The organism is Bradyrhizobium sp. DN3 (genome assembly GCF_041357655.1).
In the GTDB taxonomy this organism is placed as follows: Bacteria; Pseudomonadota; Alphaproteobacteria; order Rhizobiales; family Xanthobacteraceae; genus Bradyrhizobium.
In genome coordinates this window covers 147,422-167,050 of sequence record NZ_JAULLN010000014.1, presented here as the reverse complement: position 1 = coordinate 167,050, position 19,629 = coordinate 147,422, and the positions used below count along the sequence as shown (strand labels likewise).

The window sequence follows — 19,629 nt, the reverse complement described above, 5'->3', positions numbered from 1 at the left end:
CGGATGAACCTGCTCGACGGCGTCAAGATCCTCAGCTTCAATCACTATCTCGCTGGTCCCCTGGCCGCGCAGACGCTCGCCGATCTCGGCGCGGACGTCATCGCGGTCGAGCCGATCGAGGGAGCGTTTCAGCGCAACTGGGCGGTCGCCAATCATTTCGTCGCAGGCGACAGCGTCAATCATCTGGCCACCGGACGTAACAAGCGCAGTCTCGCCGTCGATCTCAAGCATCCCGACGGCATCGCCGCGGTGAAGAAGCTGGTCGCGACCGCCGACGTCGTGATGGAGAATTTTCGCCCCGGCACCATGGCCAAGCTCGGTCTTGGTTACGACACGCTTAAGGCAATCAACCCCGGCCTGATCTATGCGGTAGCGACCGGATTCGGGTCGCAAGGGCCCTACAAGGATCGCCCCGGCCAGGACCTTCTGCTCCAGGCGATGTCGGGCCTTGCGATGCGGACCGGGCGGGCGGACGGCGAACCGACGGCGGTCGGCGCTGTCATCGTCGATCAGCATGCCGCCTCGCTCTATGCCATGAGCATCCTCGCGGCGCTGTTTGCCCGAACGAAAACCGGCAAGGGGCAGCTCGTCGAGGTCAACCTTTATCAGGCCGCGCTCGATCTCCAGGTCGAGCCGCTGACCGCCTGGCTCAACGGCGCGCCGTCGCCGACGTCGCGCGGTCCGGCGGGCATCGCGGCGTGGTTCAGCCCCGGTCCCTACGGCATTCACGCCACGGCGGACGGCCATCTCGCGATTTCCATGGCGTCGCCCAAGGCGCTCGCGGTCGCGCTCGATAACGAGAAGCTGAAGCAGTTCGGTGACACCGACAGTTTTTCGAAGCGCGAGGAGATCACACGTATCGTTGCAGCCAGGCTGAAACAGAAGTCGACGGCAGATTGGCTGTCCGCGCTGGCAGCCGCGCGGGTCTGGCACGCGCCGGTGCAGGATTATCGCGACCTCGAGACTGATCCCCAGCTCGAACACCTCGGCGTGTTCAAGAGCGCCGAGAGTGCGGGAGGCGCGCCGATCCGGATGGTCGCGCATCCCGCGCGCTATGATGGCCGGACGCCGGAGGTGCGGCTGGTGCCGCAGCGGCTGGGTGCACAGACGCGGGAGGTGCTCGGCGAGATCGGCTACGGCGCCGCGGAGATCGACGCGATGGTCGCCGGCAAGGCCGTCGGGGTGGCGCGATGATCGATTTTTCTGTCCCCGAAGAGACGCGCCTCCTGGTCGATACCGTTCGCCGCTTCGTCGAGACGGAGGTGCAGCCGCTCGAAGACGAGGTGGAGCTGACGGCCAAGGTGCCGGCCGACGTGCTTGCGGTCACCAAGGCCAAGGCACAGAAGCTCGGCCTTTACGCTATGAACATGCCGGCGGATGTCGGCGGCGGCGGGCTAACTTGCGTCGAGCACTGCCTGGTCGAGGAAGAGTTCGGCAAGACCTCCAATGCGCTGATCCGCCGCGTGTTCGGCCAGGTCTATCCGATGCTGATGGCCTGCAAGGGCAATCAGGTCGAGCGCTATCTGCTGCCCACGGTCAAGGGCGACAAGATCTGCGCCATGGCGATCACTGAGCCGGGCGCCGGGTCCGATGCGGCGTCGATCAGCACCACGGCGCATCTCGACGGCGACGAATGGGTCCTCAACGGCACCAAGCATTTCATCAGCGACGGCGACATTGCCGACTACGTGATCCTTATGGCGCTGACCGACAAGGAGAAGCGGGCCCGCGGGGGCATCACCCTGTTCCTGGTCGACCGCGGCACGCCCGGCTTCAAGGTCGCGCGCACCCAGCCGATGATGGGCCATCGCGGCTACGGCCATGCCGAGCTGAGCTTTGAGGACTGCCGCATTCCGAAAGCGGCCGTGCTCGGCGAGGTTGGCGGCGGCTTCAAGCTGATCATGCAGAGCGTGCTGCAGATCCGGCTCGCCCATATCGGCGCGCGCGCCGTCGGCATGGCGCAGCGCGCGCTCGAGATGATGCGCAGACATGCCGGCGAGCGGCGCCAGTTCGGCCAGCTGATCGGTGACTTCCAGATGGTGCAGAAGCTGATCGCCGATTCCGCCACCGAGATTTTTGGCGTGAAGATGATGGTGATGAACGCTGCCTGGGACATCGATCAGGGCAAGGATGCGCGCGACAAGGTCTCGATGATCAAGGTCGCGGCCTCCGAGATGCAGGGCCGCGTGGTCGACCGCGCCATCCAGGTGTTCGGCGGCATGGGTTTCAGCAAGGACCTGCCGCTGGAGCGCATGTATCGCGACGCCCGCGTCACCCGCATCTATGACGGCACCTCCGAAATCCACCGCATGCTGGTTGCGCGCAGCACCATCAAGAACGGCCTGCAGCTCTAGGGAAGCGATCGATGTCTCACGCACCTCTCAAGCCCGGCACAGCCTTCACCTTCCGCAAGACCATGACGGTCGCCGAGCAGGCGATGTTCACCGGCATCAGCGGCAATCTCGGCGGCCTCTATGTCGATGCCGTCCGCGCCAAGAAGGCGGGCGCCTCCAACATGGTGGCCTTTGAGCTCGCCGTCGGCGGTCTTGCCACCACCTGCCTCAGCCAGCTCGGTGGACCGACGCGGCGGATTGGCAGCATCGCGCTCAACTTTGCTTCGCCCGTGATCGTCGGCGAGTCCGTCGAAGCGAGGGCCGAGATCGTTTCGGTCGCCGGTGACGAGGCAACCTGCCGCGTGACTTGCACCCTGTCGCCATCCGGCACGACCGTTGTCGACGGCACCGCAACGCTGGTCCCTTTCACGAAGGGCTGAACCATGTACGAGCCGAAATCCTTCGACGATCTCAAGGTCAACGACAGGGTCAGCCTGAGCAAGACCATCACCGAGGCGGATGGCGCGCTCTACATCGCCGCGACCGGCGATTTCGGCCCCGTTCATGTCGACGAGGTCTATGCCGGCGCGACGCGCTTTGGCGGCAGGCTGGCGCCGGGGATCATGGTCGCGGGCCTCTGCACCAGCATCCTCACCAGCGAGTTGGTCGGCACCATCGGCGTGTCGGTGGAGGACCGGTTCTGGTTCACCGGTCCCGTGTTCTACGGCGACACGCTCACCTTCGACGTCTGGATCGCCGAGCAGAACGACGAGACCCGCACCATCATCTGGGAAGCGAGCGCGCGCAACGAGGGCGGCCTCGAAGTGCTGAAGGCACGCGCGAGCCTGAAATTTCCGCGGCGCAAACCGTCATGAGCAAGGCGATGAAGAAACCAGATTTGCGCGGCGTCACGGTCGCAACCGTGCTGCCCTTCAGGGACGACAGCTCGATCGATTGGGACGGCTATGCCCGCGTGCTGGACTATTGCGCCTGCCCGGACGGCATCGCGGCCGTGTTCGTCAACGGACATGCCGGCGAGGGCGGATCGCTCTCGGACGACGAGCGCCAGGCGGTGATCGAGCGGACGCGCCGGCAGATCGGCGGCAAGTCGCTACTGGCCGGCATCATCGCGCATTCCACCGCGGAAGCGATCCATCAGGCGCAGCTCGCGGAAGCTGCCGGCGCCGATTGCGCCGTGTTGTTCCCGCCCGCACCGCTCGGCGGCGGAGCCTCGGCGACCTCGCGCGCGCCGGTGGCTTTTGTGCAGGCGGTCAGCTCCGCGATCGGAATCCCGGTATCGATCTTCCAGTATCCGTTGGCATCAGGCTTTGGCTACTCGCCGGAGACGCTGGCGAAGATCGCGGCGATCGATAGCGTTATCGCCATCAAGGAAGGCAGCGATACCATCTTCGCCTATGACGAGAACCGGCGGGCGGTGAAGCAAGCCGATCCTTCCGTCGCGATCCTACCGTCGAACTTCAACTGGTTCCTGCCGCAGCTCGCCGTCGGAGGCGACGGCATTCTCTCCGGCCTCGTCAGCCTCGCGCCGCATCTGTTCGTCGCGCTGTGGCAGGCCTCGCTCGCCGACGACCTCAAGGCGATGCGCGCCGTCAATGAACGGCTTTATCCGATCGTGCGGTCCATCTACGGGCCTGCGCCGATCATGGACATGCACACGCGCATGAAGGTCGGGCTGAAGGCGCTCGGCCTGATCGGCAACGCCGATCCGCGGCCACCGCTGCTGCCGGTTCTGCCTGCGCTGTGCGATGCCATTGCGACGACGGTCGGCGCGGCGCGCGCGGCCGGCGACATCCTCCTGGCATGAGGGTCGAGCCGATGCCGGACGAAGCCTTCATCCACATCGTGCGGGTCGACATCGATCCCGAGCACGAGGATGCGTTCAACACCTGGTACGAGCAGAGGCATTTTCCTGATCTGCTCGCCTGTCCCGGCTGGCTCTCGGCTAAGCGCTTCGTCTCGATCGGCGACGGTCCGAAATACGCCGCCATGTACGAAGTCGCGGGGCGATGGGCGTTCGAGACGCCGGAGTTCCTTAAGGTGAAGGGTTTTGGTCCGTTCGAATCCCTGGTGAAGAATTTCATGCGCATCCAGCTGAGGCCGATGTCGGGACCGGCTTGAGCAGATCGAAGATGATGCTGCCTGCCGTGTCGCCCGATCCGGCAGGCCGCATCCAAGAAACGGCGAGGGGGAATCCCGGGCGAGGAACTGCATCGGTCATTGGCGTCTTACTGGAGGAATTCATGGTCTCGACACTGCTTCGCTTGAGTGCGGCCGCCGCGCTCGTTCTCGCATCCACGGCAGTGCATGCCGCCTGTACGCCCGCAATCACCGACGACAATCTGATTGCGCCCGGCAAATTGCAGCTCTCCATCAACCCGACCAATCCGCCGCAGCAATTCGTCGACAAGGACGGCCAGCTGCAGGGCCTCAACGTCGAGCTCGCCGCCGAACTCGGCAAGCGGTTGTGTCTTCCGGTCGAACTCGTCCGGATGGATTTTCCGGCGATGATCCCTGCGCTCAACGCGGCCCGCATCGACGGCATCGACACCGGCATGTTCTGGACCGAGGAACGTTCCAAGCTGATGTACATGGTGCCTTACGCGATTCAGGCCATTTCGGTCGTGGTTGCTCCCGACAGCGGCACAAAAATTGCTGCCGAAAACGATCTGATCGGAAAATCATCCGCCGTTGAGGTCAGCAGTTACCAGATGAACTGGCTCAAGAAGCTCAGCGATGCCAGCGCCGCGAAAGGCGGAGCCGCCGTCGAGATGCGGACGTTCCCCACTGCCACCAACGTCGTCAGCGCGCTGCTGGCGGGACAGGTCGACAACGCCTTGCTCGTCGATAGCGTGGCGCGCGATCTCACCAGCCGGGGCCGCGTCAAGGAAGTGCTGAGCGGGCTCGGCACTGCGCGCACGACGCTCGGCTTCCGCAACAAGACGGTGGTCGATGCCGTCGTCAAGGCGCTGAACGCTATGCGGGCCGACGGCAGCTACCAGGCGCTGTTCGACAAGTTCGGCCTGACCAGCATGCCGGCCGACCAGCCGCTTGCGATCGCCGGCCCCGGTCCGGCCTGATTCTTACGGAGACGAGCCGATGAGCCATTTCAGTCCGACGGCCGCCGTCAGCTATTTCTTCAATTACTTCCTGATGAAAGGAGTGCTCGTCACCATCGGCTTGACGGTGGCGGCGGTCGTCGGCGGATTGATCCTCGGCATGGGCATCGCGTTGCTGCGCATGTCGTCCAACCCGGTGCTCGCGGGTGCAGCGCGCTTCTACATCTGGTTCTTCCGCGGCACGCCGCTCCTGATCCAGCTGGTGGTGATCTACAGCGGCTTGCCGCAGCTGGGCATCAAGTTCAGCGTGATCACCTGCGCGCTCGTCGGCCTGATCCTCAATGAGGCGGCCTATCTCGCCGAGATCGTGCGCAGCGGCTTCATGGCGGTGTCGGCGGGACAGCGCGAGGCCGCCTGGGCGCTCAGCCTGTCGCCCTGGGTCACGTTCCGCCGCGTGACCTTGCCGCAGGCGTTCCGGTTGATGATCCCGCCGCTAGGCAACTCCATCAACTCGCTACTGAAGGCGACCTCGCTCGCCTCCGTGATCTCGGTCGAGGAGCTCATGCGCCGCAGCGACATGCTGATGCAGGAGCATTTCCAGATCTTGGAAGTCTATGCGGCGGCAACGGCGTATTACCTGATCCTCACATCGGTCTGGGACGCGGTTCAACGCCGGCTTGAGAAGCGTTTCGGTCGCTCGAGCGCGGCGAAAACCAGGCGCGTCGCAGCGAGCGCGCCAGTCGCACAGACGAGTGTGGAGGCCCGCGCATGAGCGAGATATCGATGACCTCGGCCGAAGGTGCAACAGTGCAGACGCAACTCGGTGAGGTTCCCGCGGTCCGCATGGAGGCGGTCTACAAGCACTATGGCGACTTCACCGCGCTCGACCAGATCGATCTCAAGGTCGTCAAGGGCGAGAAGATCGTGATCTGCGGTCCCTCCGGCTCGGGCAAGTCAACGCTCATCCGCTGCATCAATCACATCGAGAAGCACGACGACGGGCTGATCTACGTCAATGGCACCGAACTCGATCGCCAGCGCAAGAACATCGACACGGTCAGGCGCGACACCGGCATGGTGTTCCAGAGCTTCAATCTGTTTCCGCACATGACGGTGCTGGAAAATTGCATCCTGGCGCCGATGACCGTGAACGGTATGTCGGAGGCCGAGGCCAGGGACCTCGCCATGCATTTCCTGACCAAGGTCCGGATTCCCGATCAGGCCGAAAAATTCCCCGGGCAGCTCTCCGGCGGCCAGCAGCAGCGCGTCGCGATCGCACGCGCGCTGTGCATGCGGCCGAAGATCATGCTGTTCGACGAGCCGACTTCCGCGCTCGACCCGGAAATGGTCAAGGAGGTGTTGGAGACCATGAAGAAGCTGGCGGAAGAGGGCATGACCATGCTGTGCGTGACCCACGAAATGGGCTTTGCCCGCGAGGTCGCCGACCGTATCGTGTTCATGAACGAGGGCAAGGTGGTCGAGCAGGCCGCGCCCGAGGAATTCTTCAAGCATCCGAAGTCCGAACGGGCGCGGACGTTCCTCGACCAGATCATTCACTAGGTGGCGATGTCGGCCGGGATGCGGAGATTCAGCGATCGCCTGCGCGGCATTCACGCCGCCACCATCGTGCCGATGACTCCCGATTTCGCGATCGACGAGGCGCAGCTCGCAGCCCATCTCGCATCGGTTGCGTCCACGCCTGGCATCAACGGGCTCCTGGTCAACGGCCACGCCGGTGAGAACTTCGTGCTGTCGCTGGCCGAGAAGCGGCGCGTGGTGGAGCTGGCGCGCCGGCACGCACCGAAGGACTGCCTGATCGTCTCCGGGGTCAATCATGAATCGAGCCTGGAGGCCGTGCGCGAGGCGGCTGCGCTGGAACAGGCCGGCGCCGACGGGCTGCTGGTGTTTCCACCCAACAGCTGGGCGCTCGGCCACGCCGACGATTGCGCGATCGAGCATCACCGCCGCATCCGCGATGCGACGACAGTGCCGCTGATGCTCTACGCTGCGCCCGTCGGCGCGGGCGCAATGGCCTACGCGCCGCCGCTGCTCACGCGGCTAGTCGCCGATCCCCGTTTCGTTGCGGTGAAGGAAGGCAGCTGGGAGGTTGCGGCCTACGAACAGAATCTGCGGCTGATTGGGAAGCTGCGACCGGACTTCGTCGTGCTCGGCTCGGGCGACGAACATCTGCTGGCGAGCTACCTCATCGGCTCGGCCGGCAGCCAGGTGAGCCTCGCCTGTGTGGTACCGGAGCTTGTGGTGAGCCTTTGGACTGCGGCCGAAGCCGGCGATTGGGAGCGTTCACGCGCCGCGCATGAGAAGCTGTATCCACTGGCGGTCGCGATCTACTCCGACCCTCCGGGAGGACGCGCGACCGTGCGGCTCAAGGCCTGCCTGAAGCTGCTCGGGCGTCTGCCATGCGACTCGGCGCGGCCGCCGCAACCGGCGGCGACACGCGGTGAGTTGCAGGCGCTAGAGCAGGCACTGCGCGTCGCCGGCGTGCTCTAAGCCACCCGTTCTCGCCGGCTGCGCGGTTGCCTTCGACTGTCAGATCGCCGTGATGCTCCCGGCCGGCCGTCAGCTGATGGCGATCAACGCACGGCGGATCGCGGCAAAGATCTCGTCGATCTGCTCCTCGGTGATGATCAGAGGCGGTGAGATCAGGAGCGTATCGCCGCTGCTGCGGATCAGGACGCCATCGTCATAGCAGCGGCTGGCACATTCGGCTCCGCGTGCACCTGCTGTGCCGTCACGCGGCTTCAGGTCGATCGCGGCGAGCAGGCCGATGTTGCGAATGTCGACGACATGGGGAAGGTCGCGCAAGCCATGCGCTTTGGTTTCCCACGCCGGCGCGAGGCGGCGGGCACGCTCGAACAGGCCGAGATCCTGGTACACGTCGAGTGCGGCAAGACCGGCCGCGCAGGCGAGCGGATGGGCCGAATAGGTGTAGCCGTGGAACAGCTCGATCGTGTTATCCGGCCCTTGCATCAGCGCGTCATAGACCTTGCCGCTGGTGATGACACCGCCCATCGGCACGGCAGCATTGGTCATGCCCTTGGCGCAGGTGATGATATCGGGTGTCACGCCGAAGGCGTTGGCGCCGAACGCGGCGCCGAGGCGTCCGAAGCCGGTGATCACCTCGTCGAAGATCAGGAGAATGCCGTGCTGGTCGCAGATCTTTCGCAGCCGCTCGAGATAGCCGACAGGTGGCGGCAGCACGCCGCCGGAGCCGGTCACGGGCTCGACGATGACGGCGGCAATCGTCGAGGGATCGTGCACCTGCAGCAGCTTTGAAAGCTCGTCGGCGAGATGCGCGCCCCATTGCGGCTGCCCGCGCGAGAACGCCGCGTGCTCGGGATCGTGCGTATGCGGGAGGTGGTCGACCTCCGGCAGCAGCGGGCCGAAATCCCGGCGGTGGCGGACGATGCCGCTCACCGACAGGCCGCCCCAGCCCATGCCGTGATAGGCCTTGGCGCGCGAGATGAAGCGGATGCGGCTGGCTTCCCCGCGCGCGCGGTGATAGCCGCGCGCGATCTTCAGGGCAGTGTCGACGGATTCCGAGCCGGAATTGGTGAAGAAGACATGGTCGAGGCCGGCGGGCGCGATCTCGGTGATGCGGCGGGCGAGCTCGAAGGCGGCCGGATGGCTCATCTGGAACGAGGAGACGAAGTCGAGCTTTGCCGCCTGCGCCTGGATCGCCTCGACGATGCGCCTTTGCGCATGTCCCGCGTTCACGCACCACAGCCCCGCCATGCCGTCGAGGATGCGCCTGTTGTCATCGGTGATGTAGTGCATGCCTTCGGCGCCGACGAAGATGCGCGGCTTCGCCTTGAACTGCCGGTTCGGCGTCATCGGCAGCCAGAACGGCTCCATGGCCTCGCGGGTGAGGGGGCTGTTGGAGGAAGCGAAGGCATTCATGGTCATGGCAACTCTTGCAAACGTCAGGAGGCTTTGGATGGCGTGTTGGAATTGGCCGGGCTGCGCTTGAGCTTTGCTGCGCCTTCGAGATGCCGGCGGAGCAGCGCGGCGGCAGCCTCGTTCTGGCCGGCTTCGAGCTGGTCGAGAATGGCGAGATGCTCGCGGCAGTTCACGATCACGCGCTCATGGCCAAAGGTCCAGTCGTAGTTGCCGAAGCGACGCAGCCGGTTCTGCTGCTGGACCGCGACCAGCAGATAGCGGTTGCCTGATGCGGCGGCGAGGCCCTCGTGAAAGGCCGCGTTCATTTCGTACAGCGCGATGCTGGCCGTGTCGCTCCACGGCATCGCCAGCATCTCCTGATGCCGGCGGCGCATCTCGGCGGCCCAGGCCGGGTCGAGCCTGAAGCCCGGCTCGAGCAGGCCGGCCGGCTCGATCAACAGACGGTAGCGATAGCTCTCGTCGCGCGCCTGCGTGTCCGCGAGCGTCGGCTGGAAGCGCCAGCCGTGGCCGGGCTTGCGCTGCACGGCGGCAACTTCGGCAAGCTTGGTGAGCACGCGCTGCACGATCGGCCGCGTCGCATCGTAGCGCTGCATCAGGTCGCGCTCGGAAACTTCCTCCGGCAGCCGGCCGGCGCGGCGGTCGCGCGCGATTGCGAGGAACAGCCGGTCGGTATCGTCGGGGTTCGGCTTTGGCGGTGCCTTGTGCGAGGCGGGGGCGGCCTCGGCGACGAAATAGCCACGGCTGGCGCCGGCATGCACGAGCTTGCGCCGCGCCAGCAGCTTCAGCGCGGCGCGCACCGGCGTGCGCGAGACCTGGAGGCGCTCGGCGAGCGCGACTTCGGCAAGGCGCGTGCCGGGTGCGAGCCCTTCGCTCCGGATCAGGTCCATGATCCCGGCCGACAGTTCGCGCTGAAGACGGCTTGGGGGCGCCTTTTCCAAGGTCAATTTCGAGGCTGAAGATTTTTGTTTCATGTCATTACAAAATACATTAGCCTTCCGGGAAAGCAAAAGGAACTTCACGAAGGAACTTGGCGTCCCATGATCGAACCCTTTCCCCTGATCGAAATCTCCGGCCCCCCGCGCGAGCGTGGACGTCAGTACGGGCAGAAGGCGGCGGGCCGCATCAAGAAGGGGACGACGCATTACTTCGCGCAGCTGAAGGAGCTTTCGCTCGACGCAAACGGTGTCGCCGCGCTGGTGCGCGACTATGTGCCGGTCATCGAAGGGTTCGAGCCTGATTATATCGAGGAGATGCGCGGCATTGCGGAAGGCGCCGACGTTCCGTTCGAGGATGTCGTGTTGCTCAATGCCCGCACCGAGATCATCAAGCTCGCCAATCCCGCGATCCGCGCGCGCCTGAAGACACCGGAAGATCCCGATGGCTGCACCGGCGTCGTCGTGATGCCGCAGGCGGCCGCCAGCGGCCGCCTGATCCACGCCCAGAACTGGGACTGGAAGCGCGAATGCGCGGAGACCGCGGTGGTGCTGAAGGTGCGGCGCGACGACGGTCCTGATCTCATGACCTTCACCGAAGCCGGCGCGCTCGGCCGCTGCGGCTTCAATGCCGTCGGCATCGCGATCACGGCCAACTATCTCGAGAGCGACCGCGACTATCGCCAGGTCGGCGTGCCGCTGGCGCTGATCCGCCGCAAGGTGCTGGAGAACGAGCATCTGGCGCTGGCGATGCGGGCGGTCTATTGCACGAAGAAGTCGGCGGCCAACAACATGATCGTCAGCCACCGCGAGGGCGTGGCGATCGATTTCGAGTGCGCCCCGGACGAGACCTTCCAGGTGCATCCGCAGAACGGCCTGCTGGTCCACGCCAACAACTTCCTCAGCCCCGTCGCGCTGAGCAAGTTGAAGGACACCGGCATCTTCAACACGCCTGATAGTCTCTACCGCGACATTCGCGTTCGCGATCTGCTTCAGCCGCACATCGGCAGCATCACCTTCGATACCGTCAAGAACGCCCTGTTCGACGAGTTCGCCTATCCTTGGTCGGTGTGCCGCCCGCCGCGCCGCAATCTCAGCAACAATCTCAGCGCCACCGTGGCGATGATCCTGATGGAGCCGGCGAGCGGGTTGATGCAGGCGGCGCCGCTGCCGGCGCTCAACCGCGAATTCACCGCATACCGGCTCGAGATCGACGAGATCGGGCGGGCCGCGTTCAAGCGGTCGGTCGCGGCGGCGGGGGCAGCGTGATGCGGCGGCGTCGGCCATCGCCGGCGTGGGCGGTCGCTCTGGCTGCGCTCGCCCTGTGGGCCATGCTGGGGAAAGCCGGCGCCGAGACATTACTGAGGGCCCGGCTCAACGCGGACATCCGCTCGACCGATCCCGGCACCAATCGGGACGCCAACACCGATGGCGTGATCGCGCATGTGGTGGAAGGGCTGGTCGCCTTCCGCGACGATACGTCCATCGGATCCATGCTGGCGGACAGCTGGACGATTTCGAACGAGGGAAAGACCTATACATTCCGCCTGCGGCAGGGCGTCAAGTTCCACAACGGCGCGACCATGACCGCGGATGACGTGGTCTGGTCGCTGAAGCGCTGGCTCGATCCGGCGACGCAATGGCGCTGCCTGTCTGAATTCAGCGCCACCGGCATCGCGCGGATCGAGAAGGTCGAGGCTCCCGATCCACAGACCGTTGCCATCACGCTTGATCAGCCGACGGCCTTGTTCCTTCCGACCCTGGCGCGGCCCGATTGCGGGCAGACCGCAATCATTCATCGCGACTCTGTCGGCGCGGACGGCAAGTGGATCGCCCCTATTGGCACCGGCCCGTTCAAGCTCGCCGAGTGGAAGCGGGGACAATATATCGATATCGTCCGTTTCGACGGCTATGTCTCGCGCAGCGAGCCGCGCACCGGCTACACCGGCGCCAAGGACGTCAAGGTCGATCGCGTGCGCTTCAACGTGATCCCGGACAGTTCGGCCGCGAAAGCGGGGCTGCTCAGTGGCTCACTCGACGTGATCCTGAGCCTGTCGATCCCCGATCTCGAAGAGCTCAAGTCGCGCTCCGACGTGCAGCTCAGCATCACGCCTGCGCTCGGCCTCACCGGCATCCTGTTCCAGACCAAGGACCCGCTGCTGAAGGATGTCCGCATCCGCCGCGCCATCGCGCTGTCGATCGACACCGCGCAGATCGTCGATGCCGTGATGATGGGCACGGCGCGTCCCAACAATTCGGCGTTGCCGCTCGGCAGCCCGTTCTACAACGAGGCGCAGTCGCACGGCTATGTGCAGAATATCGCCGAGGCGAAGAAGCTTCTGGCGGAGGCCGGTTATCGCGGCCAGCCGATCAAGATGATCACCAACAAGCGTTACAGCTTCGTGTTCGATGCGTCCGTGCTGGTGCAGGCGATGGCGCAGGCCGTCGGGATCAACATCGAGCTCGAGGTGATGGATTGGGCGGCTCAGCTCGATCGCTACAACCGCGGCGACTACCAGTCGATGGCCTTCGTCTATTCGGCCCGGCTCGATCCCTCGCTGAGCTTCGAGATGCTGACCGGGCCGAAGGCGTCGCAGCCGCGCAAGGTCTGGGACAATCCGGAGGCGCAGGGGATGCTGCGCCAGTCCATGATGATCGACGATACCACGAAGCGGCAGGCGCTGTTCGACGAGATGCACAAGCGCTTCATCGCCGACGTGCCGATGATCGTTCTGTTCAACGGCGCCGAGCTGACGGCGCTGCGCGAGAGCATCAAGGGCTATGCCGGCTGGCTTTATCCCCAGCCGCGGTTCTGGGGCGTCACGGTGCAATAGGCAAGGCGCACCATGTTGGGTTACCTCGCAAGACGGCTGGCCATGACGATCCCGACACTGCTGCTGGTCGCGATCGCAGTATTTGCGCTGGTGCGTCTCATCCCCGGTGACCCCGTGCAGGTCATGCTCGGCGATGCCGCCGATCCAGCACAGGCCGCACAGCTGCGCGCCCAGCTCGGCCTCGATCAGCCGATCCCGGTGCAGTTCATGCACTGGATCGCCAAGCTTGCGGCCGGTGACTTCGGTCACTCCATCACCAACAACCTCGCGGTGCTGCCGCTGATCCTCGATCGTTTCCAGGTCAGCGCCGTCATCGTGCTGGTGGCGGTCGCGGCGGCCGCGTGCATCGCGGTTCCGGCCGGCCTTGTGGCCGCGTGGAAGCAGAACAGCCTGCTCGATCTCTCCGTCGTCGGCGGGGCCACGCTGCTGCTGTCGATCCCGAGCTTCTGGCTCGGTCTTCTGCTGCTGCTTCTTTTTGGGCTCAAGCTGAAATGGCTGCCGGTGATCGGCTACGTGCCGTTCGCCGAGAATTTCTGGCAGGCGGCGACCTTCATCGTGCTGCCGATCGCGACGCTGACCATGGTTGAGATCGGCGTGCTCACGCGCATGGCGCGAGCCGCCTCGATCGAGGTGCTCAGGCTCGAATATGTCACCCACGCACGCGCCAAGGGCGTGCCGGAATGGCGCGTGCTCGCCCGCCACGTGCTGCCGAACGCCTTCGCGCCGACCTGGACGCTGATCGGTCTCGTGCTCGGCCATCTCCTCGGCGGCATCGCGGTCATCGAGACCGTGTTCACGCTGCCCGGCCTCGGCCGTCTCCTGGTCGATTCCATCTTCGCGCGTGACTATCCGGTGGTGCAGGGCTGCCTGCTGTTCACCGCCGTGATCTACGTCGTCGTCAATCTGATCGTCGATCTCTGCTATCCGCTGTTCGATCCGAGGGTGACGGTGGCATGAGGATCCGCGCCAATACCGCGATCGGCGGCGTCCTGATTGCGCTCCTGCTGGGCGCTGCCGTCACCGGTGCTTTCTGGACGCCGTTCGATCCGCTGCGCATCAATCTGCGGGCAAAACTTCAGGCGCCGTCGTCACTGCACTGGCTCGGCACCGACGAATTCGGCCGTGACGTGCTGAGTCGCATCATGGTCGGCGCGGGCGCCAGTGTGGTGATCGCTCTGGTTACGGTTTCGCTCGCCGTAGCCGCCGGCATGGTGATCGGCTGCGCGGCCGGTTACATCCGCGGCTGGGTTGACCGCATCATCATGGCCGTCAACGACGCGCTGCTGGCATTTCCCGGCATCCTACTGGCTCTGGCCGTGATGATCGTGGTCGGCGCCAACAAGGTCGGGCTCATTCTGGCGCTTGGCCTTGCCTACATTCCCTCGGTGGTCCGGGTGGTGCGCGGCACCGTGCTGTCGATCCGCGAGAGGGAATATGTCGAGGCCTCGCGCGTCATCGGCAATTCCGAGGTCTATTCGATGCTCCGCCACGTGATGCCGAACGCGGTCGCGCCGGTTGCGGTGCTCGCGACGAGTATGTTCGGCTGGGTGCTGCTGGCCGAGAGCGCGCTGAGCTTCCTCGGCCTCGGCGTGCCGCCGCCGGCGCCGACCTGGGGCAACATGCTGGCGGCAAGTCGTCCGTTCATGGAGACGGCGGCCTGGCTCTCGATCGCACCGGGCCTCTGCATCGCGCTGACGCTGCTCGGCATCAATCTGCTCGGCGATTCGCTGCGCGATCGCCTCGATCCCAGGATGGCGCAGGGATGACGCTGCTGTCGGTCGAAAATCTGCGCATCGAGGTTGCCGCCAGCAATGCCGTGATCGTCGACAACGTCTCCTTCGCCGTCGAGCGCGGCGAGTTTCTCGCCGTCGTCGGCGAATCCGGCAGCGGCAAGACAGCGGCGGCGCGTGCCGTGCTCGGCCTGTTGCCGCCGGGTCTGCGCAAGGCCGGCGGCCGCATCGTGCTTGATGGCGTCGATCTCGCCAACGTCTCGGCGCGCCAGATGCGCACCATGCGTGGGCCTACCGTCGGCATGGTGTTCCAGGAGCCGATGGTCTCGCTCAATCCCGCCATCAGCGTCGGCGCGCAGATGGCGGAAGGGATCGGCCTGCACGAGCGGCTCGGCAAGCGCGAGATCAGGCGCCGCTGTCTCGACATGCTGGCGCGGGTGCAGATCCGTGATCCCGAACGGACTTTTGACGCCTATCCGCACGAATTCTCCGGCGGCATGCGCCAGCGCATCATGCTGGCCTCGGTGATGCTGCTGAAGCCGAAGCTGCTGATCGCGGACGAGCCGACCACGGCGCTGGATACGCTGACCCAGCGCGAGGTGCTCGACCTCCTGGTCGGGCTCGCCCGTGACCACGGCACGTCGGTGGTGCTGATCACCCACAATCTCGGCCTGGTCTCGCGCTACGCGCAGCGCGCGCTGGTGCTGCGGCAAGGCAAGATGGTCGAGACCGGCACGACCCGGCAGATCCTGTTCTCGCCGCGCGAAGCCTATACCAGGCGACTGGTCGAGGCGCTGCCGCGGCGCGGCGCCACGACCAAAGCGCGACGGGGCGGCGAACCCCTCGTTAGCGTACGTGATCTCAAGGTAGGCTTCGCCGGGCGGCAGCGGCTGTTCCGCCGCGACACCGGCGTCTCCGCCGTCAACGGCGTCGATCTCGACATCGCCGCCGGAGAAACGGTCGCCGTCGTCGGCGGCAGCGGCTCCGGCAAAACCACGCTTGGCCGGGCCATGCTGCGCCTGATCCCGACGTCGGGCGGTGAGATCAGGTTCCGGGGCAGGGATGTCACGGCAACGATCGATCGCGACTTCCGTCTCGCCTCGCAACTGGTGTTCCAGGATCCTTACTCCTCGCTCGATCCACGCATGCGCGTCGGCGAGATTGTCGCCGAGCCACTGCGCCATGTCCCGGAATTGACGACAGCCGAGCGCGACACTCGGGTGGAGGCGATGCTGGACGAGGTCGGGCTTGCCGGTCTCGGCAAGCGCTGGCCGCATGAATTGTCCGGTGGACAGCGCCAGCGGATCGCCATCGCCCGCGCCATCGTGCGCGAGCCGGCCTTCGTCGTGGCGGACGAGCCGGTCTCCGCGCTCGATATGACCATTCAGGCGCAGGTGCTGAAACTGTTCGAGCGGTTGCAGACGCAATACGGCTTTGCCTGCCTGTTCATCAGCCATGACCTCGCCGCCGTCGAGCAGGTCGCTGACCGCGTCGTGGTGATGCAGGGCGGCAAGATCGTCGAGCAAGGCTCGCGTGATGACGTGTTCGATCACCCGCAGCATGATTACACCAAGGCGCTGCTCGCGGCCGCGCCCGTTCTGGACTTCGCCGGTGCGGCGGCGGCGTGTGCCTCGGGTTAATCAGGATAATGCGTATGAAGCGTTCTGTCGTTGCGTTGTGTCTGATCATTGCGTCGCTGTCCGCGGCCCGCGCCGAGAGCGTCCTGCGCAGCATGGTGACCACAGACATCCGCGGCCTGATGCCGGGCAACAGCCCTGACGACAACACCGGCCTCGTGTTGCAGCAGATCTACGAGGGCCTCGTTGCCTGGCGCGCCGACGGGACCGTCGCCCCGATGCTGGCCAAGGCGATTGAGACATCAGCGGATGGGCGCACCTACACTTTCACACTGCGTGAGGGCGTGACGTTCCACAACGGCGCGCCGTTGACCTCGCGGGAGGTGGCATGGACCTGGGAGCGCTTCCTCGATCCGAAATCCGGCTGGCCATGCCGGACAAATTTCGACGGCACGCGCAAGATCAAGATCGCCGAGATCACGGCGCCGTCGCCGGAGCAGGTCGTGTTCCGTCTGGCCGAGCCGAGCGGCGCCTTCTTCAGCACGATGGCGCGAGCCGATTGCGACGGCACCGGCATCGCGCATCCGGACTCAGCCGGAGCCGACGGCTCCTGGCAGAAGGCGATCGGAACCGGTCCGTTCAAGCTCGCCGAATGGCGCCGCGGCCAGTTCATCGAGCTTGCCCGCAACGAGGCCTATGCCGCGCGCAGCGAGCCGGCCGACGGCCTCGCTGGGGCCAAGTCGCCCAAGGTTGACGGTGTCAGGCTGTCCATCGTGCCCGACCCGGCGGCGGCGAAAGCGGCGATCCAGTCCGGCAATCTCGATCTCTGGCCGTCGGCCGATCCCAAATTCGCGGGAGAGTTGAAGTCGGCCGGTCTCGTGATCAGCGCGGCGCCCGTCGCCTCGCTGAACGCGATCGTGATACAGACGAACGATCCGCTTCTGAAGGACAAGCGCATCCGTGAAGCCATTGCCGCCTCGCTCGATTACCCCAGTATGAGCGACAGCCTGACCGACGGCTATGCCAAGCCGAGTACGTCTCTGGTGCCGCTGTCGAGCCGCTACTATGGCGCGGTGGAGCAGGCGGGCTTCAGCCTCGACGTCGCGCGTGCGAAGAAGCTGCTGACCGAGGCGGGCTACAAGGGCGAGCCGATCAAGATCACCACCAATTCGCGCTTTCCCGTCATGAACGACGTGGCCGTGCTGGCGCAGGCGATGACGCAGCAGGCCGGCCTCAACCTCACTGTCGAGGTCGTCGAATTCGCCGCCCAGCTGAGCCGTTACAACAAGGGCGATTATCAGCTCATGGTGTGGAATTACACGCCTTATCTCGATCCGGCTTTCGGTCTTGATCGCGTCATCGGCGACAAGGCGGCGCAGCCGGACCGCGTCTGGGGTAATCGCGAGGCGATCGACCTGCTCGGCAGGCTGATGGAGACGGCCGCGCCTGAGGCCCGTCAGCCGCTGTTCGATGCGCTCCACAAGCTGTTCGTGGATGATGCGCCGATGATCGCGTGGAGCTCCGGCGTCAACGTCTCCGCGGTCTCACCCAAGGTGCGCGGGTATGCGCCATGGGCCGGCCGCAAACCCCGTTTCTGGAACGTCGAGGTTGTCAGATGATCTCTCTTGCCCAGCGCAAGCAACATGCCTGGCCGGATGGCGCGCGCTGTGTCGTCGGCCTTACGCTCGATTTCGACGGCACGTCGCTGGAACGCGGCCGCGGTCAGTTGCCGCTCGGCGCGCGCTCGCACGGCCGCTACTCCGCCAAATGCGGCATCCCGCGTTTCGTCGACATGTTCACGCGGCACAGCGTGCCCTGGACGTTCTACGTCTCCGGCTATGACGCGGAGGAAAGCCCGGATCTCGTCCGCGACATCTCGCGCTCCGACATCGAGATCGGCTCGCACGGCTATTTTCACGAGGGCGTCGATCCCGGCGATGCCGAGCCGGAGCTGCTGGAACGGACGCACCGGCTGCTCACGGAGATCACCGGCGTCGCGCCGCGGGGATGGCGCTCGCCGTCCGGACACAAGACCGCGCGCACGCTGAGCAAGCTCCGTGAGCTCGGCTATGTCTACGATTCCAGCGACAAGGATTTCGACCTGCCTTATCTCGCGCGCTACGACGGCGAGGAGCGCAGCGACTATGTCTGCCTGCCCAACAACACCTCGAGCCTCGACGACTTTCCGTTCTACCGCGTCAGCTACACGCCACCATCCGAAGTGTTGACGCACTGGGAGCAGGAGTTCGATGCCATCTACGCCGAGGGCGGTTACTACAACCTGACCTTCCATCCGCGCGTCGGCTATGGCTCGGGCTCGCCTGCGCGCGTCGCGGCGGTCGAAGGGCTCATTAAATATGCCAAGCGCCATGAAGGCGTTCGCTTCGTCGGCATGCTGGAGCTGGCGGAATGGTGCCTGAAGCGTCCGTCCGACTGGCGGCGGGACTGGAGCGGACAATGAGCAAGCTGATCGTTCCCGTCGTCGTCACCGTCAATCTCCAGGGCAAGACGGTGGAGCTGACCCAGCTCGGGGAGGACGCCCTGTTCGGCCGCGCTTCTTACGGAAAATACGCCTATGCCGTCGGCTGCGAGCGGCTGTTCGGACTGCTCGATCGCCACGGCATCAAATCCACCGTGTTCGTGCCCGGCGCAGAGGCGGAAGCCAATCCCGCCTATATCGCGGCGCTTGGCGGCCGCGGGCATGAGATCGCCGCGCATGGCTGGGCGATGGAGGAGATGGACGCGGCCGGGATCGACGAGCGAGCGCTGCTGGAGCGCACGCATGCGACGCTGTCGCGGATCGTCGGACGTGCGCCGCGCGGCTTTCGGGCGCCGCATGGCCGCTTCACGGAGCGTACGCTCGGGCACCTCGCCGATCTCGGCTATCGCTATGATTCAAGCTTTCAGGACGACGACCATCCGTATCGGCTCCACGCCGATGGCGGCCGCGACATGGTCGAGGTGCCGCATGCGGAGATCCTGATCGACGCGACGCTCTACGCCCAGCGCCAGACGCACGCTCGCGTCATGAAGATGTGGCGCGAGGAGATCGAGGCGATGCATCGCGAGCGCTGCCTGATCACGCTGACGCTGCATCCGCGCAGCGACTACGGCAGCGCGCGGGCCAGCCGCATTGCCGCGCTCGACGATCTGCTAAGCTGGCTGCGCGGTCTCGATGGTGTTGCTTTCCTGACCTGCGAAGAGGTCGCCCAACGGTTGGGGGCTTGA

Annotated in this window: 20 protein-coding genes; 18 read left to right on the top strand and 2 right to left on the bottom strand. The window is 65.5% G+C overall.

What is annotated here, in order from left to right; translation table 11 throughout:
• The first annotated feature begins 3 nt into the window (after positions 1 to 3).
• From AAE027_RS21625 to AAE027_RS21580, 10 genes are all read left to right on the top strand, one after another.
• Complete coding sequence (locus tag AAE027_RS21625) at positions 4 to 1,194, top strand: CaiB/BaiF CoA transferase family protein (protein WP_370986577.1); 1,191 nt, start codon at positions 4 to 6, stop codon at positions 1,192 to 1,194.
• Positions 1,191 to 2,354: an acyl-CoA dehydrogenase family protein gene (locus tag AAE027_RS21620; protein WP_370986578.1), complete on the top strand. Its 1,164-nt coding sequence runs from the start codon at positions 1,191 to 1,193 to the stop codon at positions 2,352 to 2,354. The genes AAE027_RS21625 and AAE027_RS21620 overlap by 4 nt, the downstream gene beginning before the upstream one ends.
• 11 nt (positions 2,355 to 2,365) lie before the next feature.
• A complete protein-coding gene (locus AAE027_RS21615) occupies positions 2,366 to 2,773 on the top strand; it encodes a MaoC/PaaZ C-terminal domain-containing protein (RefSeq protein ID WP_370986579.1) in 408 nt (135 codons plus the stop codon).
• 3 nt (positions 2,774 to 2,776) lie between these two features.
• Positions 2,777 to 3,208 (top strand): MaoC family dehydratase, encoded by a 432-nt coding sequence (locus AAE027_RS21610; protein ID WP_370986580.1) that lies wholly within the window; start codon positions 2,777 to 2,779, stop codon positions 3,206 to 3,208.
• A gap of 8 nt (positions 3,209 to 3,216) precedes the next feature.
• On the top strand, positions 3,217 to 4,158 hold the full coding sequence (locus AAE027_RS21605; protein ID WP_370986581.1) for a dihydrodipicolinate synthase family protein: 942 nt from the start codon (positions 3,217 to 3,219) through the stop codon (positions 4,156 to 4,158).
• Between the two features lie 11 nt (positions 4,159 to 4,169).
• Positions 4,170 to 4,472, top strand: a complete 303-nt coding sequence (locus tag AAE027_RS21600) for a hypothetical protein (protein ID WP_370986582.1) — start codon at positions 4,170 to 4,172, stop codon at positions 4,470 to 4,472.
• Between the two features lie 122 nt (positions 4,473 to 4,594).
• Complete coding sequence (locus AAE027_RS21595) at positions 4,595 to 5,431, top strand: ABC transporter substrate-binding protein (RefSeq protein WP_370986583.1); 837 nt, start codon at positions 4,595 to 4,597, stop codon at positions 5,429 to 5,431.
• A gap of 19 nt (positions 5,432 to 5,450) precedes the next feature.
• Positions 5,451 to 6,182, top strand: coding sequence for an amino acid ABC transporter permease (locus AAE027_RS21590; protein WP_370986584.1), 732 nt, complete (start codon positions 5,451 to 5,453; stop codon positions 6,180 to 6,182).
• Positions 6,179 to 6,970: an amino acid ABC transporter ATP-binding protein gene (locus AAE027_RS21585; RefSeq protein ID WP_370986585.1), complete on the top strand. Its 792-nt coding sequence runs from the start codon at positions 6,179 to 6,181 to the stop codon at positions 6,968 to 6,970. The genes AAE027_RS21590 and AAE027_RS21585 overlap by 4 nt, the downstream gene beginning before the upstream one ends.
• Positions 6,971 to 6,988: 18 nt before the next feature.
• Positions 6,989 to 7,918: a dihydrodipicolinate synthase family protein gene (locus tag AAE027_RS21580; protein ID WP_370986586.1), complete on the top strand. Its 930-nt coding sequence runs from the start codon at positions 6,989 to 6,991 to the stop codon at positions 7,916 to 7,918.
• A gap of 69 nt (positions 7,919 to 7,987) precedes the next feature.
• On the opposite strand, the gene aptA is transcribed toward AAE027_RS21580, so the two are convergent.
• Both aptA and AAE027_RS21570 read right to left on the bottom strand, forming a co-directional pair.
• On the bottom strand, positions 7,988 to 9,334 hold the full coding sequence (gene aptA / locus AAE027_RS21575) for an omega-aminotransferase AptA (RefSeq protein ID WP_370986587.1): 1,347 nt from the start codon (positions 9,332 to 9,334) through the stop codon (positions 7,988 to 7,990).
• Positions 9,335 to 9,351: 17 nt separating this feature from the next.
• Complete coding sequence (locus tag AAE027_RS21570) at positions 9,352 to 10,266, bottom strand: GntR family transcriptional regulator (protein WP_370986588.1); 915 nt, start codon at positions 10,264 to 10,266, stop codon at positions 9,352 to 9,354.
• Positions 10,267 to 10,365: 99 nt separating this feature from the next.
• Here AAE027_RS21570 and AAE027_RS21565 point away from each other — a divergent pair, with 99 nt between their 5' ends.
• Genes AAE027_RS21565 through AAE027_RS21530 form a run of 8 tightly spaced genes read left to right on the top strand, consistent with a single transcriptional unit; the run spans position 10,366 to position 19,629 of the window.
• A complete protein-coding gene (locus AAE027_RS21565) occupies positions 10,366 to 11,529 on the top strand; it encodes a C45 family autoproteolytic acyltransferase/hydrolase (RefSeq protein WP_370986589.1) in 1,164 nt (387 codons plus the stop codon).
• Positions 11,529 to 13,094: an ABC transporter substrate-binding protein gene (locus tag AAE027_RS21560; protein WP_370986590.1), complete on the top strand. Its 1,566-nt coding sequence runs from the start codon at positions 11,529 to 11,531 to the stop codon at positions 13,092 to 13,094. Before AAE027_RS21565 ends, AAE027_RS21560 begins: the two co-directional genes overlap by 1 nt.
• 12 nt (positions 13,095 to 13,106) lie before the next feature.
• Positions 13,107 to 14,051: an ABC transporter permease gene (locus AAE027_RS21555; RefSeq protein WP_326898749.1), complete on the top strand. Its 945-nt coding sequence runs from the start codon at positions 13,107 to 13,109 to the stop codon at positions 14,049 to 14,051.
• Complete coding sequence (locus tag AAE027_RS21550) at positions 14,048 to 14,860, top strand: ABC transporter permease (RefSeq protein WP_370986591.1); 813 nt, start codon at positions 14,048 to 14,050, stop codon at positions 14,858 to 14,860. The genes AAE027_RS21555 and AAE027_RS21550 overlap by 4 nt, the downstream gene beginning before the upstream one ends.
• Complete coding sequence (locus AAE027_RS21545; protein WP_091883588.1) at positions 14,857 to 16,464, top strand: ABC transporter ATP-binding protein; 1,608 nt, start codon at positions 14,857 to 14,859, stop codon at positions 16,462 to 16,464. Before AAE027_RS21550 ends, AAE027_RS21545 begins: the two co-directional genes overlap by 4 nt.
• A 14-nt stretch (positions 16,465 to 16,478) precedes the next feature.
• Complete coding sequence (locus AAE027_RS21540; protein ID WP_370986592.1) at positions 16,479 to 18,020, top strand: ABC transporter substrate-binding protein; 1,542 nt, start codon at positions 16,479 to 16,481, stop codon at positions 18,018 to 18,020.
• The gene (locus tag AAE027_RS21535; RefSeq protein ID WP_370986593.1) at positions 18,017 to 18,862 is read left to right on the top strand and encodes a polysaccharide deacetylase family protein; all 846 of its coding nucleotides are present in this window, start codon (positions 18,017 to 18,019) and stop codon (positions 18,860 to 18,862) included. Before AAE027_RS21540 ends, AAE027_RS21535 begins: the two co-directional genes overlap by 4 nt.
• Positions 18,859 to 19,629, top strand: coding sequence for a polysaccharide deacetylase family protein (locus AAE027_RS21530; protein ID WP_091883575.1), 771 nt, complete (start codon positions 18,859 to 18,861; stop codon positions 19,627 to 19,629). Before AAE027_RS21535 ends, AAE027_RS21530 begins: the two co-directional genes overlap by 4 nt.